Genomic DNA, 23517 nt, shown 5'->3' on the forward strand with positions numbered 1-23517 from the left:
CTGAGCGCCGGGTTCAGATGTACCACCGGCTTAGATGAGACCGGCCGACCAGCGCAGCCGCAGGCTTTCCTCCAGTTCCTGCTCGGCGACCTTCCGCTCAATCCCGTCCAGCTGCTCCTGAAGCAGCGGAATCCACCTGTTCTCCACTGCGCGCTGCCGGGTGCGGGTTGCCTCGAGCTCCTTTGAGACCAGCAACAGTGCCCGCGCGGCGCTCGCCGCTGCGACTGCGGCTTCGAGTGCCCTCCGGTGCGTGGCTGCCGTATAGGCGAGCGCCGAGCTTCCTCCTGCCGGAGAAGCCGCAGGCAGTACGCACTGCGACCCTTCCGGGTAGGAGATGCCCATTGCTCCGCCCCACTGCACCTGCACGACGGCGGCTTCCACGGGTGCCGCTGCGCTGATCCGGTCTTCCCCGTCCAAGCCGGCACTGCGCTGCAGCCACACTGCAGCCGCCTCTGCCTGCTCCTCCCATGCTCGGCGTGCGGTGTCGGCCCTCTCCTGCAGCCCCTCGATGGCACGCTGCAGAATGCGCTGCTTGCGGTCCAGCAGTTCGGCACCGCGCGTAGCGGTTTCCAGCCGGCGCTCGACATCGGCCCGATCAGCACGGTTCCCGCCACTCCTGAATCCGCTCACAGCCGCGCCCCGCCGATCGGACCGGGAAGATACTTGTCCAGGAACTTCGCGGAGAGCATGGTCAGCTCCCTCCGCGGCAGCAGCGACAGGGCCTGCCAGGCGAGGTCCATGGTTTTGTCAAAGGTCCGCAGCTCATCACGTCCCTGGTTCAGCAGGTCCCGTTCCACCACGGACCGGAATTCGATGTAGGCGTTGTCTGTCTCGCTCAGCGCTGCCGCCCCCACCAGTTCGGCCAGTTCCGCTGCTGAGCGTGCCCGGGCCATCGCGGAGAGAATCTGTGCCGCTACATCCAAATGGTCTTCCCTGGTGCGGCCCTTCCCGGCTCCGCTGCGCATCAGGCGGGACAGCGAGGAGAGGACGTCCACCGGGGGATAGATGCCCCGCGCGTCGACGTCCGCATCCAGCACCACCTGTCCCTCGGTAATGTAACCGGTCAGGTCCGGCACAGGATGGGTGATGTCCCCGGCAGGCATGGTCAGCACGGGCACGATCGTCACCGAGCCCTCCCGGTCCCGGACCCGTCCGCACCGTTCATAGAGTCCGGCCAGATCACTGTAGAGATAGCCGGGGTAGCCGCGGCGGGCCGGAATCTCCCGCCGGGCGGCGGAGACTTCCCGCACTGCCTCCGCGTAGCTGGTCATATCCGACATCACCACCAGGACATCCGATCCCTCGTCGTAGGCGAGGGATTCTGCGACGGTGAGGGCAATCCGCGGCGTGAGGATGCGCTCGATCACCGGATCATCAGCGGCGTTGAGCAGCAGCACCAGCTCACCCGCGGCGGAGCGCTCCTCCAGCCGGTCGCGGATATAGGCAATGTCAGCGTGGGTCATCCCCATGGCCGCAAAAACAACCCGGAACGCCCGGCCCGACGACGTCGTGGCCTGGGCGGCGATCTGCGTGGCCAGGGTCAGATGCGGCAGGCCCGGAACGGAGAAGATCGGAAGTTTCTGTCCGCGCACCAGCGTGGTCAGGGCGTCGACGGCGGAGATCCCGGTGATCACCGGATCCTGCGGGGGTTCGCGGTAGACCGGATTCAGCGGCCAGCCGCCCACCGGCGCTGTCTTCCCCGCCGTGACGGGAGGACCGCCGTCGAGCGGTTCACCGCGTCCGTTGCAAACCCTTCCAAGCCAGCCAAGTCCGGTAGGCACCGCCAGCGGACGTCCCTGGAACCGGACCTCGATCCCGCCCAGCGACATTCCTCCGGTGCCCTCGAGGACCTGCAGCGTGACTTCGTCTCCGTCCACCTCCAGGACCAGCCCGTGCCGGTCCCGCTGTCCGGCCACGCCCACGGTGGCGAACTCGTCCCAGCCCACTCCCTCCGCGTCGCCGAGAACCAGCAGGGGACCGCGCAGTTCGCGTACTCCGCTGTAGCCGACCCGGGGTACGGAGCCGGCCCGCTGGCCCGTGTCCGCCGCGGGATCCGTGCCGGCGCTGTGGTTGTCGCCGCTGTTCACGCGGACCGCCTTTCCGTTTGCAGTCCGTCGTCGTCGGGCGCCGCGCCGAGCTGCTGCAGCCGGCGCAGGAAGTCCCGTCCGCGGACCAGAACGCCCTCAGCGTCGGTGGGACCCGTGTCCTCCCGCAGCCGCAGCACCGGGGTGAAGTCGAAGCGTTCGACGTCGGCCGGCGGCACACCGCGTTCCACCAGCGCCTGGCACGCATCCACGACCTCCAGGACCGTCTGCAGCAGGGCTGCGCCCTTCTCCCCGGAGCTGTAGCCGTCGTTGGGGCTGAGCGCGTTCTGCAGCAGGACGCCGTCGCGCACCAGGCGTCCGCCCAGCAGCACCATCTGCTCATGCCCCGGAAGGGAAGCGGTCCCGATAATTTCTGCCAGGGCGGTCAGGCGGTCCGCTTCGGACAGCAGCAGGGAGGCCGAAGCGCGGCGCTGGGCCCACAACGGATCTCCGTGGGCAGAATGCCACCGGCCGAGGGCCTCGGCGTCCCGGGAAAAGGAACCGCGCCAGCTGACGGCCGGATAGTGGCGGGAGTAGGCCAGATCGCGGTCAAGGACCCAGAGGGATCGCACAAAGCGCTGGGTGTCGGTAGTGACCGGTTCGCTCATATCGCCCCCGGGGGGAGAGACCGCGCCAATCACGGTGACCGACGCCGTCGCACCGCCGAGGGTGCGCACCCGCGCCGCACGTTCGTAGAAGGCTGCGAGCTCGCTGGCCAGGGAGGCCGGGTAGCCCTCCTCGGCCGGAAGATCTCCGTTCCGGTTGGCGAACTCGCGCAGCGCTTCGGCCCACCGGGAGGTCGAGTCGGCAATGACGACGGCGTCATAGCCCATGTCCCGGAAGAACTCCGCAACGGTGACACCGGTGGCGATGGACGCTTCCCGGGCCATCATCGGCATGTTGGAAGTATTCGCAATGATCACCGTCCGGTCGATCAGCTTGCCGCCGGTCCGGGGATCATCCAGCCCGGATAAGCCGTCCAGCACGTCCGCCATCTCGTTGCCGCGCTCGCCGCAGCCTACATAGACAATGACGTCGGCGTCGGACCACTTGGCAATCTGCTGGAGCGTCAGGGTCTTGCCGGTGCCGAACCCGCCCGGAACAGCCGCTGCAGAACCGCGTGGGAGCGGGAAGAGCAGATCCAGGACCCGCTGTCCGGTATTGAGCGGAATCGTGTCGGTCAGGCGCTCGCCGAAGGGCCGGGGCCGGTGGACCGGCCACTGCTGCGCCAGCGGAACGTCCTTCCCGCCCACCCGTGCCACCGGATCCAGCGGATGCACGGGACCGTTTGCCAGCCACTGGACCTCGCCGTCAATGTCCGGCGGCACCATCACCCGGAACTCGACAGTTCCTGCTTCCGGAACAGTGCCGAGGACCTGGCCCGCCTGCACGGTGTCGCCCACGGAGACCGACGGCGTAAACCCCCACGCCGTGTTCAGGACGGACGGGTCCTCGGTGGAGGACATCCGGTCCTGTGCCAGCCACAGGGGAGCGGAGGAGAGCGGGCGGAGCAGTCCGTCAAACACGGCCCCCAGCAGTCCCGGACCCAGCAGTCCCGACAGCTGGTGCCCGGTGCGTTCCACTGCATCGCCGGCCTTCAGCCCGCCGGTGTACTCATAGGCCTGCAGAGTGGCGTCCGCACCGTTGACGGCAACCGCCTGCGCGGAAATCCGGTCCGGCCCCACAGCCACGACCTCCAGCATGGACAGCCCGGGCAATCCGGTGATTTCGACCAGGGGGCCGCTGACGCGGGTGATGGTGCCGGTTTCCCCGCCGGAGATGCCGTTGCCGTCCGTGCTCACGGTGCTGCCGGAGCTGGCGGTGCTGCCTGCCGATCCGCGTTGTGACGTTAGGCGTCCTCCCATAACCGCTGCACCTCCCCGGCATGCTGTTCCAGCGCCTGTTCAGCCAGGGCAGGCAGGGACAGGTCCAGATGCCGCGATCCGGCCACTGCTGTTACGCCGCCCTTATAGCTTTCCGTCACGGAGGCCATCGGTCCCAGGAGCGCGTCGGCACGTTCGGTGAGCCGCCGGAGGATCTGCGGATAGCGCGGGTCGCTGCGCAGGTCCCGGGCGCGCATCTGAACTTGCCGGACCAGCTCGGACCGCAGCGCCTCCTGCTGCGCCAGCACCGTGCGGCGTGCTTCCCGGCGGACCCGTGCCGACCGCCCGGCCGCTTCCGTACGTGCTGCCTCGGCACCCTGCCGGGCCGCCGTTGCCCGGATGTCCTCGGCCTCTGCCCGGGCCGCGGACACGAGCGCTTCGGCCTGCCGGCGGGCGTCCTCCGCCCGGCGGCCGGCCTCGGTTTCCGCTTGCCGGCGCAGTGCATACCGCACCGGTTCGAGGGCGGCATCGGATCCGGCGGGCAGTCTGCTCATCACGGCAGCACCACCGTCAGGGGCGATGCCGGGTCCGCGGTTTCAGCGGTGAGCACGGCTGCGGCGGCAGGCGTCAGGACCACCGCGGCCACCGTGTCCGGCAGACCTGCCCAGGCCGCCCGCACCTGCGCCGGGCCTGTTGCGGGGTAAAGGACGGCACCGGCGAGCCGGAACCCGAGGAGCAGAGCCGGTTCGCCCAGTGCGGCCACTGATCCGGTCCTGCGGTCTGCTGCCCGGAAGCCGGGCGCTGGAACCGTGTCCGGGCTGCTCATGCTTGTCCGATGAGGATGATCGAGATGATCAGCCCGTAAATGGCGATGCCTTCGGCCAGCCCCACCACCACCATCGCACGGCCAAAAATCTCCGGCCTTTCGCTCATGGCAGCCAACGCCGCGGACCCCGTGTAGGCCACGGCAATGGCGGCGCCGATGGAGGAACCCGCGACGGCGATGGCCGCTCCGATCAGTGCAGCACCGCTGCTGTCGCTGCCTTCGGTGGCCGCTGCGACGGCGGTTGCCGCAGCTCCGCCGTCGCCCGCTCCCGCGCTTGCCGGTGCGGCGTTCAGGGCCGCGGCAAAGAGGGCCAGTGCACCGGCCATCAGGAGGGCGTTCAACCCGAGCAGCGCCTTGATGCCGGTGCGGCGGCTGCGGCGCATCAGCATCACGGCACCGCCGGCCAGCAGGACGGCGAGGAGAAGAACCAGCGGAAGGCCGGCGAGCCAGGGATTCATGGGAGATGCCTCTCAGCTGGGGCGGCGGTGGACAATTCCGGGGCAGCGGCCGGTGACAATCCCGTATCGCCGCTGCCGGCGCCGGATTCGGGATTCCAGGACCGGAACCGTCTGCCTTCTTCCTGGAAAACGCGGGAAAACAGCTCGTAATACTCGAGCCGGAGCGCCTGAATTCCGGCAACCAGGCCTTCCAGCGCAAATGTCAGGGCATTGCCAACGAGGAAGACGACGACGGCGGCCAGCGCCCGCCAGCCCGGCTCCCACAGTGCGGTGGTGGCCTGCCAGACCACCATCATGAGGGCGGCATGGGTGAGGCCAAAAGCCGCCAGCCGAGTGAAGGACACCAAGTTGGAGCCCAGCTGCACCACGCTGTCCACCAGTTCCACGCTCGCCTGCAGCCCGCCGGTGGCACCGCCGCCGGATTCGGCGAACAGTCCGATGAACATCAGCACGAGCGCCAGCAGCGCCACCACGCCGGCAACAACCAGGATCACCGGCTGCCCTGCCAGCAGCCCCCAGGCCAGCAGCCCCACGGCGGTGAACAGCAGGGCACCGGCCAGCCCGGATCTGGCATACAGGGCGTAGGCCCAGCCTCCCTCACGGACCCGGTTAATCGTGCCCAGGACGTAGGAGCCGGCCAGCAGGACGGCACCCAGCACCAGTGCGGCAACCAGCAGCGGAATGGGTTCCTCCAGCGGTTCCAGCCACAGCACCGGCAGCACGCCGGTGGGACCAAAAAACTCGCCGTAAAGGACGCCGAAAAATACGGCGGCCAGCCCGGCGCCGGTGATGAACAGCCACGTCCGGCGGAACCGCTGCAGCCGGGGCAGGAACCGCAGCAGCAGACCGGCAACCACGAGCAGAGCTCCCTGTCCGGCGTCGCCGAACATCATTCCAAACATCACCACATACGCCACGCCGGCAATCCGGGCAGGATCCAGATCCGCGTACGGAACCGTGGTGTAGGTGTCCACAAGCAGCCGGGACAGCACCGGAACCTGCTTCCTCCGCGGTTCATCTCCGGTAAGCAAAGTGGGCGGCTGCACGCCGCGGGGACGCCGGAGCGCGACGGCGGAGGCACCGAGCGGTTCCAGCTTTGCCTGCAGACCGGGCAGCTGCTGGGAGGGCGACCAGCCCATCAGAGCCGCCACCGATCCGTGGACGACGGCGGCATCGGCAGCCCGTTCGATCTCTTCCGGTCCGGTGCCCGGCTCGTACGGCAGATCGAGTTCGACGGCGGAACTCCTCGCCACCTCGGCGAGCATGTCGTGCCGGGCGGTCAACGGTGCCACCAGGGCAATCCGCTCCATCCGCACCGGGCTTAGGCTCTCACGCCACGGCATCAAGCACCTCGCTCGTTCCGGTCTGGACCGCGGCAGACGCGAGAGCCGCGCGGACGCGCCAGGCGTCGGCAGCCAGTACCGCCATGGCGCCCAGGACGACGTCGGGACCGGGGAGCCCGGCACGCAGCAGGCTGAATCCGTCGCTTTCGATGCGCGCTGCCAGTGCCGCTTCGGCCCGCCACAGGCCGGCGGGGCGTTCCACTCCGTCCAGCGCCTGTGCGGCTGCCGGGGGAAGGGTGCTTCGCAGGGTTTCCAGGGCTGCAGTGTCCGAACTTGCTGCAGAGTCTGAACCTGCTTCCGGGCCTGCCGGGCCTGCAGGTTCGGGAGTGTTTGCCGGCGCCGTGCCTGCGGGTCCCCTAGGTGTCGGGTTTCCAGTTGCCGGATATCCGGTCCCGGTCCAGGCGGTGCCCAGCAGGGGACGAAGCAGGGTGACCAGCCTCGGTGCCGGAACAGCCCGGTCTACTACAACCGTCCGGGCAGCGATCAAAGCTGCTGCTCCTGCAGCCCAGGGCCTCACGGCTGCGGCCTCGGCGGTGAGGCGGCGGAGCCACACAGCGGTGAGAATGTCCGGAAGTGCTGTTTCCGTTCCCGGATCGCCCCAGGGCGAGGAGGCGAGCGCTGACCGCAGCTCTTCCTCCGTTGCCGCCGCCTGAAGCCGCGGCCAGGCCGTTGCCAACCCGCCGAGGTCGAACGCTCTGAAGGTTTCCGCCCCGGTACTGGTGCCGGCGCCTGTGCCTGTGCCGGCGGAGGCGCCGGCTGTCAGCCCCGTTGCTGCCCCGGCGGCGTTCTCCCTGCCTGCGTGTTCCCGGCGGAGATGGAGATCCAGCGCAAGGATGTTGTCGACCTCGAAGGCGGCTGCAGCGGCCCGGACGAGGCGGGTTCCTCCGGCAGGCAGCCAGCCGGCCAGCACCCGCAGCTGCCAGAGGACCCTCCTGCGGGTGGCACGGTGTGCCTCCGACAGGGTCTGCACCGGCTGGAATTCCCGGCCGTGGGGTTCCCGGCCGTGGGGTTCCCTGCCATGCAGCTCCCTGCCGTCAACCAGCTCCTTGCCGTAGACCGTGTCGGCGAGCTGCCCGAGAGCTGCCTGCAGCCCTGGCGCGCCTGCGATGTCGCGGCAGGTACCCGCACCGACCCGGCGCTGCGCCATGGAGCGGGCCCGCACTGATGCCGCCACCCAGTCCGATCTCATGGGTTCTTGTTCCCGAGAAGATCCTCCACCAAGTCCGCGACTATGGCTGCTGCAAGTTCCGGCACCCGGGATTCGCCCCGCTGTTTCAGTTCTGCTGCCTCGTCGGCCGCGTTTTGAAGCATCCGGGCGTCCGCTGCTTGAGTTGTGCTGGATACTTCTGCCGCGGCCCGTGCGCGCACGGCACCGCTCTCCATCCGCGCCTGCTCAACCAGTGCTGCCGCCCGTGTCCGGGCGGAAGCCACCGTTTCCGCTGCCCGCTCCGAGGCATCCTCCATCAGCTCATTGGACTCACGAATGGTGGGGTCCAGGGCCTCGAACACCGGTACAAGTTCGGCGTCGGGTCCCTGATCATCACCGGCCGGAACGCCGGCAGGACCTGCCGGGCCCGGCGAGCCTACGGGCCGGAACCTGTCGAGCAGACTGTTGCGTGCCATCGAAGCACCTCCAGGGTAAGCAGTAGTGCCGGGTGCAGGGTCTCCGGCACCTAGCCGGGGTGCGGTGTTCCTAGCCGCCGGTGGCTTCGGCCTCGGACGCCTCACCGTGCTGCACAATGTCGCCGTCGGTAAACAGGATGCCGCGGGCTATCTCCCGCCACAGCGGCGTCCGGCGGAGCAGGAACTCCAGTTCCATACTGAAGTGCTTGAACTCTTCGCCCAGCGAGTCGTGCATGATTGCGCGTGATTCGGCATCGGGTTCCACCGCCATGCGCTGGACATACCACCCGATCGCTTCAGCTTCTTCGCTTAAGCTGGCGCACATTCTGGCAAAGGTTCGCGTTTCTGCGGGAAGTTCGGATGGTGGCTCGTGATACTGCTCTGTGCCCATAGTGATCTCCTGGTGCGGCCGGCATTTCCGGGCCGATGCGGTCCGGATATCAAGCCGATACTTGGGCTGTGAAAGAACCCAGGATCTTGCAGCTCTTCCGCGTCGTCCCCCGTTATTCGAGGTTACGTTTGGCTCAGCGGGGACACAATGGGAGGTGCCGTACCCCCGCGGCCGGGCAGCAAAAAGGTCCGGATGCTCTCGCATCCGGACCTCAGTGGCCTGCTTTCCGGGAACTGCTTCCTGAGAACTGTCACCCCAGTGCTGTCGACCCGGGCGCTACCTCAGCCCGGCGTATGCGGACGCGAAGTGCACCAGCGGATCCGCTTCGTCCTCCGCGGATGCCCGCCGTCCCATGGCCACCACTTCACCGACCACCAGCTGGTGAGTCGCCGCCGTCGTCACCGAAGTGGTGCGGACTTCGAACCAGGCGATGCACCCCTCGATCACTGCCGCCTCGGTGACGGGTCCCCGGCCGTAGTCCACTTGGCTGAGGAGCCCTTCCAGCGGCGAGCCGGGGCTGGCCAGCCAGTTTGCCGTGCCGCGCTGGCGTGCGGAGAGCAGGCTCAACGCCCAAGTGCCGCTTTCCACCACTGCCTCAGCGATCCGTGATTCGGCGTAGAGGCTGACCAAAAGTGTTGGCGGGTCGTAGGACACGGAGAGGAATCCGCTGACCGTGGCGGCGTAGTCCCGTCCCCGCAACCGGGTGGAGACCACCGCCACGCCGGACGCAATGTCGGCGCTGAGCAGGCGGTAGCTGTTAATTGCCTCTTCAGTGACCTCCGGGGCGGGGATGATTTCGCCGGGAAACACGCCGTGTTCCATGTACTCCTACTTGGTGCTGCCGGGCTGTGTGCCGCCGTCGTCAGAACTGCCATCGGCGGGAACCAGCTTCACGGAGATGGAGTTGATGCAGAACCGCTGGTCGGTGGGGGTATCAAAACCCTCGCCTTCGAACAGGTGCCCCATGTGCGAATCGCAGTTGGCGCACCGGACCTCAATGCGGTCCATGCCCATGCTGCGGTCGTGGAGGTAACGCACCTTTCCTTCGGCCAGCGGGGCGAAGAAGGACGGCCAGCCGCAGTGCGAATCGAACTTCTCGCTGGAGGTGAACAGGTCGCTGCCGCAGGCCCGGCACTGGTACACGCCGGCGGTTTTGGTATCCCAGTATTCACCCGTGTAGGGGCGTTCGGTTCCGGCCTTGCGGAGAACCTGGTATTCCTGCGGGGTCAGCTCCTCGCGCCACTGCTCATCTGTCTTCTGTACCGGGACGGTTCCGGTGGTGTCTTCAGTCATACCGGCGTCAACGCTTAAGAGTCGCCAATAAATCCCGAGCCGGAGTACAGATGCAGCACGGGCACTCCCAGGCGGTCCTGCGCTTCATTGGCCCAGTCGGTGCGGAACGTATCCTCGACTGCGTGCGGGGTGGTGATCACCACAACCTGCTGCGCGTCCGACGCCTTCGCTGCGGCAACCACCGCCTGGACCGGGTCCTCGCCCGTTACCGAACCGGTGGCTTCGAGTCCTGAAGCCGTCAGCAGCTGCAGCGATTCGGCGAGTTCCACTTCGGCCGCCTTTGTTTCCTCGTCCTTGGTCGGCTTGCCGCCCGTCAGGTCACGGAACGCTGCAGCAAATTCCAGCAGGCTCAGGTTGTCCAGCACGTCCACCAGCAGGTTGCGGCCGGTGTCGGACGGGACCAGCACATTGAAGCGGGCCGGGTTGTCCTGGACCAGATACCGCAGGTTGGAGATGTCTACGTCATTGAGCGACTCTTCGGTCAGCACCACGATAGTTGCAGTCATGCGGCCAGCTTAGTCCGAAGCCGGTCCGGGCTTCCGGTGCCGGCCCTGCCCCGGTGTGGCGGCTGTGACACTTGGCCTCCGGCGGCATGGCCCCGCCGTCCGGTTTGCTTCCGTCAGTAAGAATGGAGATATGGCTATCTCCATTCCTGCGCGTTCCTCCGTAGCTGTTCCCATCGCTTCCGCACCGGCAACCGGTCTTTCCGCTCCGTGGATCAAATGGACTGCGTTTGGGGCGGGTATGGGTGCGGCTGCAACTGCCGCCCTGTTTGCGGCAACGTCCGGGCTGGGTGTCTACTTTGCCCGCCAGGTGGTCATGCCCCGCCGGAACCGGGATGAGAACCTGGAAATCCTGGCCGTCATCGACTCCGAAAACGGGAAGCAGATCATTCTCCCCGCCAATGAGGACACCACGGTTGACGGAACCTACAGTCTGTATTTCGACGGCGGTGCCGGGCACGCCCGAATCGGGACCATCCGCTCCTACGAACCGCGTGAGGGAACCGTCCAGCGCGACGTCGAAGAGATCTACAGCGGCGACCTCACCAAGGCCGTGCGCGGCTGGTGGAGCGGTGCGATTTATCCCTCGCCCTCCGCCGTCGGCCTCGCGGAGGAGGAAGTGAACATCCCCGTGGACGGCGGTCTGGCTCCGGCCTGGCTGGTGCGTGCCGATGCCGGTGCCGGTGCCGCCACGTGGGCCATCATGGTTCACGGCCGGGGAGCCCAGCGCACGGAGTGTCTGCGTGCCGTCCGCACTGCGCGGGAAGCGGGCCTGACGAGTTTGCTGATTTCCTACCGGAACGACGGCGAAGCCCCCTACGCATCGGATGGCCGATACGGGCTGGGGCTGACCGAGTGGCACGACGTCGAAGCGGCCATCCGCTATGCCCTCGCGCACGGCGCCAAGGACGTTGTGCTGTTTGGCTGGTCCATGGGCGGTGCCGTCAGCCTGCAGGCGGCCGACCGTTCGCCGCTGCGCCGGCATATCCGGGCACTTGTGCTTGACGGTCCCGTCATCAACTGGGTCGACGTCCTGAGCCACCACGCCCGCCTGAACCGGATTCCCGTCCAGTCCGGCAGGCTGGGGCAGTGGCTTATCTCCAAGCCTGCCGGCCGTGCCCTGACCGGGCTTGCCGCACCTCTGGACCTGAAGAGCATGGACTGGGTCACCCGCGCTGAGGAAATCCGGATTCCCACTTTGATCCTGCACAGCGAGGACGACGAATTTGTTCCGTTTGGTCCTTCCGCCGAGTTGGCGGAGAAGAATCCGGGCGTGGTGACCTTCGAGAGGTTCTCCAAGGCCGGGCACACCAAGGAATACAACGTGGATCCCGAGCGGTGGGAGCGCGTGGTGCTGGGCTGGCTGAACAATATTTTGGGCCGCACCCGGCATCCCGCCGAGCGCCGCGCCGAGGCATCGAAGGGCTGACCCCAAGGCAGTTGTTGTCCCTGCGGACAGCTAGAGCGCGCTAAGGAGGATCAGGACGGCAAGCGTCGTTGAGCGCGTGGAGCAGCATCGGTGCCCAGCTGGTCCGGCGGAAGTGCCGCAGCAGGTGCATTGGCCGCAGCCCGGGGCTGCGAAGTCCCAGGTCGGCCGGAGTCAGCGAGGTGCGGCGCACGAGGAGGGACATAGACCGCGGGGATCGCTCTGGGGAAAGTCCTCCGGTTTGTGACAATCCCTCCGCCGCGCAGCGGAGGAATCTGTACAAACCGGAGGAATCTGTACAAACCGGAGGGAACCGACAAACCGGGCCGGACCGACAAACCGGAGGGAACCGACAAACCGGGCTGGGCCGAGTGGGTTGAGCAGCAGGGCGCTTGAATGACGCCCGCTAAAACCCCCCGTCAAGGTCTCTCGCTACCCCGGGGAAGCCGCAATCGGAGCGGTCAGCGCCGACGTGAGCCGAATCAGGTCAAACGGAGAGATCCCGATCTGCAGGCCGCGGCGGCCGCCGGAGACGTAGACGGTGTCCAGCAGTTCCACGCGGTTGTCGATTCCGGCGGGGGAGGGGTGTTTCTGGCCCAGGGGCGAAATGCCGCCCACCACGTAGCCCGTGCGCCGCTCCGCCTCCCTCCGGTCTGCCATCACGGCTTTGCGGGCACCCATCAGTGCGGCGAACTTCTTCAGGTCCAGGTTCAGCGCGACCGGGACCATAGCGACGGCCAGTCGTCCGCCGAGGTCCACCATGAGTGTCTTGTAGACGGTTTCCGGCGGCAGTTCGAGCTTTTCCGCCGCTTCCAGACCATATGAGGGCGCACCCGCGTCGTGCTCGTAGTGACGCACTGTGTACGGAACTTTGGCTTCGTCGAGCAGCCGGGTGGCCGGCGTCGCGCCCTTGCCCGCGTGCTTGTCCCGGTTCCCTGCCATGGTGCGCCCTTTCCTCGCTGTGGAACTACGGCTGTGCGAGCTTTTCGTGTTCGGCCAGCCGGCGCTTGATACGTCCCAGCATGGCGGACATTCCCCGCATCCGCAGCGGTGTGATGGCTCGGGTGAGGCCCAGCCGGTCCGGAACGTCTGCCGGTACGGCCAGGATCTGCGCCGCAGGCAGCCCGTTCAGGCCCTCATAGAGCACGCTCGCGAAGCCGCGCGTGGTCGGTGCTTCACGGGGCGCCTTGAAGAACAGGGAAACCAGGTGCTCGGGGGAGTCATCCACGTCCAGACTGAGGAACACGGGCGACTGGCATTCCACCACCTGCTCCATCAGTTCCGGGCGGTCGGCTATTTCAGCGGGCAGGTCCGGCAGGCTTAGGGAGAACTCCAGCAGTAGTTCAAGCCGCTCGGCTTCCTCCATGGCCTGGAAGTCGTCGACAATCTCGGCCAACTGCTCCGGGATGGAGGTTTCGGGGGTGGTGGCACTCATGGGTAGATCTCTCTGCCGTTCTGGGATGTTTGGGCGGTTAGCGGGCTCAGCTGGGGGCGCTGCCGGGCTCTTCGCCGCGGGTTATCGGAACACGGACTGCGTTGCCCCACTCGGTCCAGGATCCGTCGTAGTTGCGCACGGATTCGAAGCCGAGAAGGTGCTTCAGCACAAACCAGGTGTGGCTGGAACGTTCGCCGATGCGGCAGTAGGCCACGACGTCGTCGCCTTCCTGAAGTCCGGCACCCTGCTTGTACAGCGTCTCCAGCTCCTCGCGGCTCCGGAAGGTGCCGTCTTCGGCAGCTGCCTTGCTCCACGGGACGGACTGCGCAGTGGGGATGTGGCCGCCCTTCATGGCGCCCTCATCCATGTAGTCGGGCATGTGCGTGCGTTCGCCCGTGTATTCAGCGGGGGAGCGGACATCGATCAGCGGGCCCTTGCCCAAGTGGCCGACGACGTCGGGCAGGAAGGCGCGGATTTTCTCGTCGTTGCGCTCCACTACCGGGTATTCGGTGGGTTCAACGGAGACCTTGTCGGTGGTCATGGGGCGGCCTTCGGCGATCCACTTGTCGCGGCCGCCGTCGAGCAGCCGTACGTCCTCGTGGCCGAACAGCGTGAAGACCCACAGGGCGTAGGCGGCCCACCAGTTGCTCTTGTCGCCGTAGAGGACCACGGTGGAGTCCCGGGAGATACCCTTCCGGGCCATCAGCTCGGCAAAGGCTGCACCGTCCACGAAGTCGCGGGTGTTTTCGTCGTTGAGGTCCGTGTGCCAGTCGATCTTGCGTGCGCCGGGGATGTGGCCTGTTTCGTACAGGAGGATGTCCTCGTTCGATTCGAGGACCACCAAGTTGTTCGCATCCAGGTTCTCGGCCAGCCACTGCGTGGACACGAGTCGTTCCGGGTGGGCATAGTCGGCAAACTTGGGGTTGCTGTCAGCAGCGATCGACATTCGCGAAACTTCTTTCCTCGGCATCTACATTCGGGCTTCCTCTAAGCCTAACGACGCCGGGCGCTGAAAACTTCCAAGGGGCTAGCGCGGACCGGTTCCGAGCTTGGTCCGGACCGGTTTAGCCAGGAACCGGCTTAACCCGGCGGCGCGTAGTCCGGCGGGTGCTGCTGAGCGCCGGACGCACTGCTGGGGGCCGGTGCGGGCAGACGCAGCGCGAGCACGACGACGGCGATCCCGACTCCTGCGAAAAGAACCTCCAGCGGCTGGTATTCAATAAAGGCGATCTCCCACATTTCCAGGCCCACCAGGGCGGTTCCTGCTGCCACGGAGATTAACCGGGCCGCTCTGCTGCGCCTGAGGTGCAGTAGACCTGCCAGCGCATAACCGCCGCCGCAGCCTCCGGCCAGGAGCAGTCCGGGAAGTCGCCACGTGGAAAACGGGGTACGCCGAAGAACCGCCGGATCGGCATGCAAAAAAGCACCGTCAGGGCGCACTGCCAAGAGGACTCCGCCGCCCAGTGCTGCTGCGGCCGTACTGAATTCAAGACCCATCAGGAGCCGTTCCTGCGGTACATGCCGCCCGCGGTTCTGCGATACATGCCGCTCGCGGCCGTAGCCGCCGGGCCGGTAATTCTTCTTTTCCCGCTTCGTCATAATCCGAGTGTTCACTGCAGGTATTGCTGCCGTCCAGGGGTTGCATTTCCATATACGCGCAGACATTGGCGTATCGTTGCGAGGGCGGCAAAACGCCGCAACAGATCAGCAGCAGGACCGGCAAACCAAGGCCGGATGCAGGCAACAAACGGACGGATTGCGCACAGTGGCACAAGTGGAGCACCTTGCGGAGCGGACTCCCCAGGTTTCGACGGATGAACTGCTGAAGGGGTTCTTTCCTTCGCCCCGGTTCGGTTCAGTTTCCTTCGACAGCTACCGTCCGGATCCTTCGCAGCCTTCGCAGTCGCACGCCGTGAGCTCAATGCGGGACTTCGCTGCCGCCGTCGACGTTCCCGAGCCCACCGGCCTGCGCAAGCTCTTTGGTGCCAAAAAGCCCGACTCCAAGGCCGGTTTTTACCTGGATGGCGGCTTCGGTGTCGGCAAGACCCACCTGCTTGCCAGTCTCTGGCACGCCGTTGAGGGGCCGAAGGCCTTCGGGACGTTTGTTGAGTACACCAACCTCGTGGGCGCCCTGTCCTTCCGGAAAACCGTTGATGCCCTGAGTGCCTACAAGCTGGTGTGCATCGACGAGTTTGAGCTTGATGATCCGGGAGACACTGTCCTGATGTCCCGCCTGATGCGGGAACTGGCCGACGCCGGCGTCAAGCTTGCTGCCACGTCCAACACCCTGCCCGGTTCGCTGGGCGAAGGCCGCTTTGCCGCCGTCGACTTCCAGCGGGAAATCCAGGTTCTGGCCGACCAGTTCGACGTCGTGCGCATTGATGGTGAGGACTACCGGCACCGTGGTCTCCCGCAGTCTCCCGATCCTGTTGCCGAGGACGATCTTGCCAGCCGTGTGGCAGCGGAATTCAGCGGCAAAGTGGTTGCCGAGGATGATTTCTCCGCACTCATCAACCATCTCTCCACCGTTCATCCCAGCCGGTACCGTCAGCTCATTGATGGTGTCGACGCCGTTGCCTGGCACAACGTCGGCACAATCACCGAGCAGTCTGTTGCACTGCGCTTTGTGGTTCTCGCCGACCGTCTGTACGACAAGGACGTTCCGATTCTTGCCAGCGGCGTCCCATTCGATCAGCTGTTTACGGAAGAAATGATGAGCGGCGGCTATATGAAGAAGTACTTCCGTGCTGTTTCCCGTCTTACGGCTCTGGCCCGCGAGGGACAGACCGGCGAAGCAGCGTAGTTTCGGGCAGTTCTACCGTGGACGGCCAGCGGCACCTTCCGAACAACTGAACAACTGGAACAACTGGCGGCAAAGATGGGGGTCTTGTGCGCAGAGCAATTGTCTTGGGCGGCAGCGGACTGATTGGCCGTGCCGTTGCGCGGCGGCTTTTGTCGTCCGGCTGGGAAGTCCACATCACCGGCAGAGCGCTGTCGCGTGTTCCTGCTGATCTCATCGCTTTGGGTGCAGCTTTTCATGCGGTCGAGCGCAGCGACTCCAGGGCACTGCAGCAACTTGTGGGTTCGGGTGCGGATCTGCTTGTGGATTGCCTGTGTTTCACTGCTGCTGATGCCCGGCAGCTTCTTCCGTTTCTGGACGATGTTGGGTCGTCTGTCATGCTCTCCAGCAAGGCTGTTTACGTTGACTCGCTTGGGCGGCATGTGAATTCTCCCGGCCGGCCTGTCTTTTCCGGTCCTATCGCCGAAGACCAGCCCACTGTCGCTCCGGGCAACGGCTACTTTGACTCTCCCGAAGGATATGGAAGCAACAAGGTAGCAGCCGAGCAGGTGCTCCTGGACAGTGGTTGTCCGGTCACTGTTCTTCGGGCGTCAAAGGTGCATGGCGAGGGTGCTTCTCCAGCCCGTGAATGGGTTTTCGTCCGTCGTGTTCTGGATGCCCGAAAAGCCGTATATCTGGCTGCCTCAGGTTGCGGTGTCGACCATACGACGGCAGCTGTGAATGCTGCTGCACTGGTGGAGGTTGTTGCGTTGCATCCCGGTAGGCGGATCCTCAACAGCGCGGATCCTGATGCTCCCAGCGCGCTGGAGATTTCTCGTAGTGTTGCAGCCTATTTCGGACACCAGTGGGAGGAGGTGCTTCTCTCCGGCGAAACTGAGTCTGTGAGCAGTGCAGGCAGGGCTCGTAGTGGTGACAGCGGTGTCGGCGGTGTCGGCGGCGTGGATGCCGGTGCAGGGGGAGTAGTGCCGAGTGAGCGTGTGCAGCTTGGGTCCCATCCATGGGAGAGTGCTGCGCCTATCATTCTGGATACCCGGGCGTCTCAGGAGCTGGGTTACGTTCCCGTCGGCGACTATGCGGATACTGTCCAAAATGAACTGGAGTGGCTTTCCAAGAGTGCAGATGATCCTCGCTATGCAGCCGACCGATTGGAGTTCTTCAACCGGTACGTTGATTATGCTGCGGAAGATCGGTTTATGGCTGAACGGCAGTGACGAGGCTGTCTTGTACCAGCGTCAGTAGCAGGCTTGTAAGCGGCAGGTCTGGACGAGGCCGTTGGTGCCGCCGGCTGCTGCGACGGCAGACCTCGTCCAGAGTCAGGACCTACTCGCTGAACTGAGATTAAATGATGAAGGTCCCGGTGCCGCCTCTCGGCGGGACCGGGACCCTTGTCGTGCTCTGGAGCTTATGCGGCCGGAGGAATCGGTCCGGAGTCGGTTCCGGAGTCCGGGCCCTGCTTGCGGTCGACCTTGTCTACCGCTTCAGAGGCCTTGCTCTGGAAACCATCGATCTTGTCGGAGTACTTGCCGCCGGTCCTCTGATCGACAAACTTTCCCGCGTGACCGATGCCACCCTTAATCTTGTCGGCGTTTTCGCCCACAAGCTCGGTAGCCTTGTCCTTCAGCTCTCCGGCCTTGCCCTTGAGCCCGTCAAATACAGACACGGACCACCTCCTTTCGCAGGGGAAACCATACGTTTCCCGTTCGTTTCAATGGTAAGCCCCCTGGCCAGCTTGGCCAAGGACTGAGAGTTTGGGGACTGGAGTCATTGCGCGGCACGCTCACACGACCTGGCGGTGAGGGCGAAGGGGATGGAAGTAGGTGTTCCGCAACGGCGCTTGAAATGGGTCTACATAGGTCGGAGGAACGAACCAGGGAACGCCGCGAGTGACGCGGATGCGCCATTTTTCCCGATGGATCAGGTGATGGTGGAATCCGCACAGCAGGACGCCGTTGTCGGTGCTGGTTGGTCCTCCGCGGGAGTGATATTCGATGTGGTGAGCCTCGCACCAGGGTGCAGGGGAGGTACAGCCAGGGAAGGCACAGCCGCCGTCCCTGGCAATGATCGCCTTTCGGAGATGCGGCGGAAAATAGCGGGCTGCGGTCCCGACGTCTAGAACACGGCCTTCTCCGTTGAGGACAACCGGAATGATGTCGGCCTCGCACGCGATACGGCGGATCTGGTGAGCGGGAACTGGGCCGGTATAGGCCAGCGTGCCGGTTTCCGTTTTTCTGCTGACCCTGTCCCTGAGCTGTTCATACGGAATGATGGCCAAGACCTGTGGCTTGGCTCCTCCATTTGCCGGCAGCTGGCCTGAGGCCAGCGCCAGCTTGCAGGAAGCAACCAGCCCGTCCAGACACTTTTGCGGATATGTCCGAGGATCACGGGGTACAGCGCGTTCGGTGCCTTCCAGATCTTCACAAGCTCCGTTCGCTGGCAGACCGGCACCGTTGCGGGGGTTGGCCTCGGGAGCCAGCGCAGTCATGAGCGTTTCAAATTGATCGTCCGTGGCGAAAATATCCAAGCGGTGCAGTCCTCGGTACTTCCGACGAATGAATAGGCCCTGCAGTTCGGCTTTCTGCTGCTCCGTTGGTTCCGTTCCGTCCGGGTCCAGGTGATTGACCCATGCGCTAGCGACAACACTGAGTGCATCAAGATCCTGGCTGGCAGCCACGTCGGTCAGAGCCGCCTCCATTGCTGCCCGATCCTCGGAAGTGCCGCAGCCTTGCACGTGTTTGATTGCCAGGCTCACGATTTGAGCCCCTTCACCGGATACTTCACCGCGAGAAGAACGTTCGGACAGCGCTGGCAGCTCAGGGCTGATGGGCTGGCCCGTCAAGGCCAAAGCCGGCGACAGCGCAGATCCTAGCCGGATCCGCTTCCAGGCTTCCCGTCGGCTAATTCGGAGTCGATGCCGCATATACTCCGCTGTGTTCTTGTATTCCTGCTGGACCTTCTCCGCAGCAGTAGCCCAGGAGAGCGATACCTCAGCGCAAATTCGTGCGCGGTCCAATGCTGCTGCGGCAGCTATCTGCATGTGGTCCACGAGCCGGGAGAGCTCCTCTGTAGCTGAGGCAAAGGCAACCAGGTCAGGGGGATCGAGGAGGGGGAGTGAGGTTTGGAGATTGAGAGAGATTCCCCGGGCAACGGCTGTGATTTGCTGCAGTTCGGCCGCGCCGGAGACACTGGTTGCTTCCGGCGACGGTAACAGTGTCGGATGAGCTGCCCATCCGTATTTAGGGCCGGTGGGCTCAGCGGCAACACATGGCCCTTGCAAAGGCGGCGGAACAGCGGTGCCGTTCTGGTCATCTTCCATACGATGAGCATTTCAGGAATGGTAAGCATGTTCGAACGTAGATTCGGATTTGTGGACAAATGGCGGCGTCTGGCAGTTCTCCAAGATGCTGTGGAGGAGAAAAGCGAAGGCGAAGATGGCGGAAAAGGTATGGTGCGTCCCGGGGGACTGGATGTCATGGCCCGCACCACCGCCGTCGGCTGTCGCCCCCACAGTGGCCGTGCCGCCAACCTGCCCGCCAGGCCCCGCTCCGAACCAGCCTCTCCCCGCCGACTTCCTCAACTTCCGACGTCGTCCGCCAGCGTCCGATCCGCCGACGTCTTCAATGACCGCCATCGTCCGCCAGGCCGCCACGCGAGCATCCCCGTGCACCACCCAGGGGCCCGCTCCGCCGCAGGGAGGGTGCATGAACCGTCGTCCGCTATGAACCGTCGTCCGCTATGAACCGCCGTCCGCTTGCTTCCGCTACACGCAACCGGGGCCGCCGGCGTCGGCCGCAGTTAAGCCCAGTTAAACCAGTTAAACGCAGAAGGAGCAGACCTTTTGGTCTGCTCCTTCTGTTCGTCGCCCCGGAACAACCCGGTAAGCAACTATGTGAGCGGACGACGGGATTCGAACCCGCGACATCCACCTTGGCAAGGTGGTGCTCTAGCCAGCTGAGCTACGTCCGCAAAACAAGACAGCCGAAACTGTCCGTGCGCGATACTGGGATCGAACCAGTGACCTCTTCCGTGTCAGGGAAGCGCGCTACCGCTGCGCCAATCGCGCTTGATGCATCAAGTCTCCCAGAGGAGACTCCGATGCAGTCAAGAGAGCGGACGACGGGATTCGAACCCGCGACATCCACCTTGGCAAGGTGGTGCTCTAGCCAGCTGAGCTACGTCCGCAAAAACACAGTTGTACGCCAAAACGTCTAACTGTAGTGCGCGATACTGGGATCGAACCAGTGACCTCTTCCGTGTCAGGGAAGCGCGCTACCGCTGCGCCAATCGCGCCCAAAAGGGCTGTGCAAGTCCACCGTGGAGGTGGGGACGGGATTCGAACCCGCGTATACGGCTTTGCAGGCCGCTGCCTCGCCTCTCGGCCACCCCACCGTGACCACTGCATAAGCATAGGCCGACCAGTCAGAATCAACCGGTTTTACAGTGACTTGCGAGCGGACGACGGGATTCGAACCCGCGACATCCACCTTGGCAAGGTGGTGCTCTAGCCAGCTGAGCTACGTCCGCATGCTGAGAAAGTTAGTGTATTCGTCCCCGAATCGCTTTCGCTTTTCGCGGCGAACTCCCGCTTTCCAACGAAGAAAAACTCTACTGGACGTTTCGTGGTTCGTCCAATCGGGGGAAATTCGGACTTCGGCGAGGGGTGTTGCAAGCAGGTGCGCATCGTCGCAGGTGGGGCCGGAGAGGACCGGAGAAGGAGAGCGGAGAAGGAGAGCAGGTGCGGAGTCGGTCGTGTGGAACGACGACGGCGAAGTTGGCCGTGTGGAACGACGACGACGAAGTTGGCCGTGTGGAACGACGACGGCGAAGTTGGCCGTGTGGAACGACGACGACGGCGCCGGCCCGGTTCGATTGTCCGCGCCACTTCGATCATCTGCCTCACAGGGGAGCGGCAGCGGGGGATCGGTGAGGCAGTCCGGGAGAACGACGACGACGGCAGCAGGAGCAGCGAGGCCACGGGGGAAGCCGGTACATTGAGCGAGACGGAACAGGGTGCCGTCGGATGTCCGCAGCGAACCGAATCGGAACACGTGGAAGCAGTTGGGAGCGACGTCTCAGGCGGAGGAGAAGCCGGGAGGCGGCACCGGTTTGGAGTCCGTCCCAAACTGGGCTAGCATCTTTAGACGTTGCGGTTGTGAAAACAATTGCAGCATGGGGGCGATTGGCGCAGTGGTAGCGCGCTTCGTTCACACCGAAGAGGTCACTGGTTCGAACCCAGTATCGCCCACCAAAAGTTTGAAAGTATGAGTTCTACGAAGAGGCCCTGCGGGGCCTCTTTTTGTTTTACGCTGCCGGTCGTTCTTCCTCGCGCGACTGATAGGTGCCTGATAGAACGGCATTTCCTTTACCGGCTCACTTCACGGCTCAAGAATTTGTGGCACGGCCCCAGAATTAGCAGCCACCAAAAGTCTTCGGACAAAAGGTCAGCGGACCACTGCATGTAGACCGATGCATGCCACGAGGGAACGGGCTCGGACCAAGATGCCGGATTGCGGCTGGGAGGGTTGCGGCTGGGGATGGTTTGCGGCGCGGCGACGGCTCGTGCAGCGGACGTGGCCTTGCCCGAGACTCCCGGGTACTGCAGCGGACGTGGCCTTGCCCGAGACTCCCACATACTGCAGCGGACGTTCCCAAAAGCCAGGACCGCAGGACGAGAGACCGAGGACACCGCCGAGCTCCCCGGCCCGACCTGCGGGAACCGCCCGGATGCCCGTTTTGCCTAAAGGTCGGTGCCGGATGACAAACTGAAGATATGACTGAACCAGCTCTGGCACATTCAACGGAATTTGGGCGGATGTACTCCCGCTCCCTCTCGGAACCGCCGACGGTACCTTCCATCACCACTGTCATAGCCCAGGGCGCCACTTCGCTTGATGGCTGGCACGGCCACATGGCAGCAAACGCCGTCATCAAGGATCCCAAGCTGGCGGCAAGTCTGGGCAATCCGGGAGCATTGCGCAACGTCGCGAAAGAAGCGTCACGTGCCTCAGAACGCTACCGGGACAAAGCCGCAGAACGCGGAACGCGGGTGCACTTCTACTGCGAGCAGGTATCGCTGCGTGCACTGAACCTTCCGCACGAGCTAGAAGCTGCACGCACCGCCCTTCAGGAACACGGCGAGCACCAGTTTGCGGACCGTTTTGACGAGTGGTGGGACCTCTACCAGGTTGAGCCCCTGGCACCGGAAATCACCGTATGGAATGACGAGCTGGGGTACGCCGGAACGCTCGACCTCGTGGCACGAATCAACGGCAGGCTCTGCCTGATCGACTACAAAACCAAGAACACAGACCGCGACGGCCAGGTCAAGCCACTGGATGACAAGGTGGTCATGCAGCTCGTGGCCGGAATGAAAGCCAAAGAATCACTCGTTGATGCGGGAAAGGGCATGTGGGAGCCCTGGGCCTACGGGGAGGATCCGCTGCTGCTCGGCGTTGCCATCGGCCAGACCGAAGTCCGGCCGATGCGCGCCAATCCGGCGGTCCTGCCACAGCACTGGTTCAAGTTCTGCGCCCTCCGCAGACTGTGGCAAACCTCGTACGACGTCGCAGCCGCCGGACGCGCGCTCCTTCCCATCACGCCGCCCCCGGTCGGTGCCCATGCAGTGTCGATGCCCCAGCCGTCCGTGCCCTAGGTTTGAACTCAAGGACAACTGTCCCGCCGAGCGGTAGCTTTAGCCGCTCCAGCCGCTCCAGGACTCGCTGCTATGGAACGCCGGGGCTCACTTCACCGAGCGTCAAGTCCGGCTGAGCCGCAGAACCGGACCCACCCGGGGTGCTTCCTGTGCCCGGGGGCACTGCAGCAGGCACGGTCCAACTAGACTGGTGGGTGGACAGAGTCAGCAGCAACAGTAAGGAATCAACCCTAGATGGCAATCCTGAACATCCGGATTATCGGCGACCCGGTCCTGCGGACCCCTGCCGAGGAAGTCACGGACTTCGGGCCTGAACTGGCCAAGCTCGTCGCCGACATGGAAGAGACGATGGAGGACGTTGAGGGCGCAGGCCTTGCGGCTCCGCAGGTGGGCGTCAGCCTCCGGGTCTTCACCTACCGAATCGACGGCCACGCCGGACACGTGGTCAATCCCGTGCTTGAGCTGAGCGAAGACCGCCAGGAAGACCAGATGGAGGGTTGCCTGTCGATCCCCGGACTGGGCTACCCGGTACCGCGGTACCGCTGGACCAGAGTGACCGGCGTCGATAAGGACGGCAACCCCGTCAGCATTGAGGGTGAAGGCATGCTGGCCCGCGCCTTCCAGCACGAAACAGACCACTTGGACGGCGTGCTGTACATCGACCGGCTGGAGGGGGAGAACCGCAAGAAGGCACTCCGCGCCATCCGACAGGCGGACTACGACGCGATTGCAGGACGCACGACGGCGGAGCGCGCCCAGACGGTCGGCTCGGCCTTTGGTGCCGGAGCCTCCTTCGGCGGCGGCGCCGGCCGCGGCACCTTCGGGGCCTCGGGCACCGGCGGACAGGCCTAGCCGCCCGTGAG

25 protein-coding genes and 7 tRNA genes are annotated in these 23517 nt (G+C 65.0%); 7 read left to right on the forward strand and 25 right to left on the reverse strand.

The genetic code is table 11. The features are described from left to right. Nucleotides 1–30 precede the first annotated feature (30 nt). The 13 genes from WKB88_RS01140 to WKB88_RS01200 form a co-directional block, all read right to left on the reverse strand. On the reverse strand, nucleotides 31–630 hold the full coding sequence (locus WKB88_RS01140) for a V-type ATP synthase subunit D (RefSeq protein ID WP_341392712.1): 600 nt from the start codon (nucleotides 628–630) through the stop codon (nucleotides 31–33). Next, the gene (locus tag WKB88_RS01145; protein WP_341392713.1) at nucleotides 627–2087 is read right to left on the reverse strand and encodes a V-type ATP synthase subunit B; all 1461 of its coding nucleotides are present in this window, start codon (nucleotides 2085–2087) and stop codon (nucleotides 627–629) included. Before WKB88_RS01145 ends, WKB88_RS01140 begins: the two co-directional genes overlap by 4 nt. After that, entirely contained in the window at nucleotides 2084–3886 is a 1803-nt protein-coding gene (locus tag WKB88_RS01150) for a V-type ATP synthase subunit A (protein WP_341392714.1), read from the reverse strand. Before WKB88_RS01150 ends, WKB88_RS01145 begins: the two co-directional genes overlap by 4 nt. A gap of 47 nt (nucleotides 3887–3933) precedes the next feature. Next, a complete protein-coding gene (locus WKB88_RS01155; RefSeq protein ID WP_341392715.1) occupies nucleotides 3934–4461 on the reverse strand; it encodes a hypothetical protein in 528 nt (175 codons plus the stop codon). Next, the gene (locus WKB88_RS01160; RefSeq protein WP_341392716.1) at nucleotides 4461–4733 is read right to left on the reverse strand and encodes a hypothetical protein; all 273 of its coding nucleotides are present in this window, start codon (nucleotides 4731–4733) and stop codon (nucleotides 4461–4463) included. Before WKB88_RS01160 ends, WKB88_RS01155 begins: the two co-directional genes overlap by 1 nt. Further along, a complete protein-coding gene (locus WKB88_RS01165; protein WP_341392717.1) occupies nucleotides 4730–5191 on the reverse strand; it encodes an ATP synthase subunit C in 462 nt (153 codons plus the stop codon). Before WKB88_RS01165 ends, WKB88_RS01160 begins: the two co-directional genes overlap by 4 nt. Next, nucleotides 5188–6534 carry a V-type ATPase 116kDa subunit family protein gene (locus tag WKB88_RS01170; protein WP_341392718.1) on the reverse strand — a complete coding sequence of 449 codons (1347 nt, stop codon included), beginning with the start codon at nucleotides 6532–6534 and terminating at the stop codon, nucleotides 5188–5190. Before WKB88_RS01170 ends, WKB88_RS01165 begins: the two co-directional genes overlap by 4 nt. Continuing rightward, nucleotides 6521–7723, reverse strand: coding sequence for a hypothetical protein (locus tag WKB88_RS01175; RefSeq protein ID WP_341392719.1), 1203 nt, complete (start codon nucleotides 7721–7723; stop codon nucleotides 6521–6523). Before WKB88_RS01175 ends, WKB88_RS01170 begins: the two co-directional genes overlap by 14 nt. Further along, nucleotides 7720–8157, reverse strand: coding sequence for a hypothetical protein (locus WKB88_RS01180; protein WP_341392720.1), 438 nt, complete (start codon nucleotides 8155–8157; stop codon nucleotides 7720–7722). Before WKB88_RS01180 ends, WKB88_RS01175 begins: the two co-directional genes overlap by 4 nt. Before the next feature lie 70 nt (nucleotides 8158–8227). Further along, nucleotides 8228–8752 carry a ferritin family protein gene (locus WKB88_RS18170; RefSeq protein WP_445818846.1) on the reverse strand — a complete coding sequence of 175 codons (525 nt, stop codon included), beginning with the start codon at nucleotides 8750–8752 and terminating at the stop codon, nucleotides 8228–8230. A gap of 72 nt (nucleotides 8753–8824) precedes the next feature. Next, entirely contained in the window at nucleotides 8825–9370 is a 546-nt protein-coding gene (locus WKB88_RS01190; protein WP_341392722.1) for a flavin reductase family protein, read from the reverse strand. Nucleotides 9371–9376: 6 nt separating this feature from the next. Next, on the reverse strand, nucleotides 9377–9841 hold the full coding sequence (gene msrB / locus WKB88_RS01195; RefSeq protein WP_341392723.1) for a peptide-methionine (R)-S-oxide reductase MsrB: 465 nt from the start codon (nucleotides 9839–9841) through the stop codon (nucleotides 9377–9379). A 14-nt stretch (nucleotides 9842–9855) separates the two neighbouring features. Then, complete coding sequence (locus WKB88_RS01200) at nucleotides 9856–10347, reverse strand: hypothetical protein (RefSeq protein ID WP_341392724.1); 492 nt, start codon at nucleotides 10345–10347, stop codon at nucleotides 9856–9858. 130 nt (nucleotides 10348–10477) lie between these two features. On the opposite strand from WKB88_RS01200, the gene WKB88_RS01205 reads away from it, so the two are divergent. Continuing rightward, nucleotides 10478–11773, forward strand: a complete 1296-nt coding sequence (locus WKB88_RS01205) for an alpha/beta hydrolase family protein (RefSeq protein WP_341392725.1) — start codon at nucleotides 10478–10480, stop codon at nucleotides 11771–11773. Between the two features lie 429 nt (nucleotides 11774–12202). Here the strand turns inward: WKB88_RS01205 and ybaK are convergent, their stop codons facing one another. The 4 genes from ybaK to WKB88_RS01225 form a co-directional block, all read right to left on the reverse strand. Next, complete coding sequence (gene ybaK / locus WKB88_RS01210; RefSeq protein ID WP_341392726.1) at nucleotides 12203–12712, reverse strand: Cys-tRNA(Pro) deacylase; 510 nt, start codon at nucleotides 12710–12712, stop codon at nucleotides 12203–12205. Nucleotides 12713–12737: 25 nt separating this feature from the next. Continuing rightward, nucleotides 12738–13205 (reverse strand): SufE family protein, encoded by a 468-nt coding sequence (locus WKB88_RS01215; RefSeq protein WP_341392727.1) that lies wholly within the window; start codon nucleotides 13203–13205, stop codon nucleotides 12738–12740. A 46-nt stretch (nucleotides 13206–13251) separates the two neighbouring features. Continuing rightward, nucleotides 13252–14151 (reverse strand): sulfurtransferase, encoded by a 900-nt coding sequence (locus tag WKB88_RS01220; RefSeq protein ID WP_341392728.1) that lies wholly within the window; start codon nucleotides 14149–14151, stop codon nucleotides 13252–13254. 134 nt (nucleotides 14152–14285) lie between these two features. Further along, nucleotides 14286–14804: a hypothetical protein gene (locus WKB88_RS01225; RefSeq protein ID WP_341392729.1), complete on the reverse strand. Its 519-nt coding sequence runs from the start codon at nucleotides 14802–14804 to the stop codon at nucleotides 14286–14288. 166 nt (nucleotides 14805–14970) lie between these two features. On the opposite strand from WKB88_RS01225, the gene zapE reads away from it, so the two are divergent. Beyond that, entirely contained in the window at nucleotides 14971–16008 is a 1038-nt protein-coding gene (zapE, locus tag WKB88_RS01230) for a cell division protein ZapE (protein WP_341392730.1), read from the forward strand. 104 nt (nucleotides 16009–16112) lie between these two features. After that, complete coding sequence (locus WKB88_RS01235) at nucleotides 16113–17216, forward strand: NAD-dependent epimerase/dehydratase family protein (protein WP_341392731.1); 1104 nt, start codon at nucleotides 16113–16115, stop codon at nucleotides 17214–17216. Nucleotides 17217–17407: 191 nt separating this feature from the next. Here WKB88_RS01235 and WKB88_RS01240 read toward each other — a convergent pair whose 3' ends face one another. The 8 genes from WKB88_RS01240 to WKB88_RS01275 all read right to left on the reverse strand — a co-directional run bounded on the left by WKB88_RS01240 (nucleotide 17408) and on the right by WKB88_RS01275 (nucleotide 20526). Continuing rightward, complete coding sequence (locus WKB88_RS01240; protein ID WP_341392732.1) at nucleotides 17408–17665, reverse strand: antitoxin; 258 nt, start codon at nucleotides 17663–17665, stop codon at nucleotides 17408–17410. 117 nt (nucleotides 17666–17782) lie between these two features. Further along, on the reverse strand, nucleotides 17783–19318 hold the full coding sequence (locus tag WKB88_RS01245) for an HNH endonuclease signature motif containing protein (protein WP_341392733.1): 1536 nt from the start codon (nucleotides 19316–19318) through the stop codon (nucleotides 17783–17785). Between the two features lie 576 nt (nucleotides 19319–19894). After that, nucleotides 19895–19968, reverse strand: a tRNA-Gly gene (locus tag WKB88_RS01250). Nucleotides 19969–19993: 25 nt separating this feature from the next. Further along, a tRNA-Val gene (locus WKB88_RS01255) sits at nucleotides 19994–20065 on the reverse strand. Between the two features lie 45 nt (nucleotides 20066–20110). After that, nucleotides 20111–20184: transfer RNA gene (locus WKB88_RS01260), tRNA-Gly, on the reverse strand. Between the two features lie 36 nt (nucleotides 20185–20220). After that, a tRNA-Val gene (locus WKB88_RS01265) sits at nucleotides 20221–20292 on the reverse strand. 25 nt (nucleotides 20293–20317) lie between these two features. Then, nucleotides 20318–20391: transfer RNA gene (locus tag WKB88_RS01270), tRNA-Cys, on the reverse strand. Between the two features lie 61 nt (nucleotides 20392–20452). After that, nucleotides 20453–20526 (reverse strand) — tRNA-Gly (locus tag WKB88_RS01275). Between the two features lie 281 nt (nucleotides 20527–20807). Here WKB88_RS01275 and WKB88_RS01280 point away from each other — a divergent pair. The 4 genes from WKB88_RS01280 (at nucleotide 20808) to def (ending at nucleotide 23506) form a co-directional block, all read left to right on the forward strand. Beyond that, complete coding sequence (locus tag WKB88_RS01280; RefSeq protein ID WP_341392734.1) at nucleotides 20808–21134, forward strand: hypothetical protein; 327 nt, start codon at nucleotides 20808–20810, stop codon at nucleotides 21132–21134. A 41-nt stretch (nucleotides 21135–21175) separates the two neighbouring features. Further along, nucleotides 21176–21250, forward strand: a tRNA-Val gene (locus WKB88_RS01285). 522 nt (nucleotides 21251–21772) lie between these two features. After that, nucleotides 21773–22654 carry a cytochrome gene (locus tag WKB88_RS01290; protein WP_341392735.1) on the forward strand — a complete coding sequence of 294 codons (882 nt, stop codon included), beginning with the start codon at nucleotides 21773–21775 and terminating at the stop codon, nucleotides 22652–22654. A gap of 234 nt (nucleotides 22655–22888) precedes the next feature. Then, nucleotides 22889–23506, forward strand: coding sequence for a peptide deformylase (gene def, locus WKB88_RS01295; protein ID WP_341392736.1), 618 nt, complete (start codon nucleotides 22889–22891; stop codon nucleotides 23504–23506). Nucleotides 23507–23517: the final 11 nt, after the last annotated feature.

This window comes from Arthrobacter sp. G119Y2 (assembly GCF_038069765.1).
GTDB lineage: Bacteria > Actinomycetota > Actinomycetes > Actinomycetales > Micrococcaceae > Arthrobacter_B.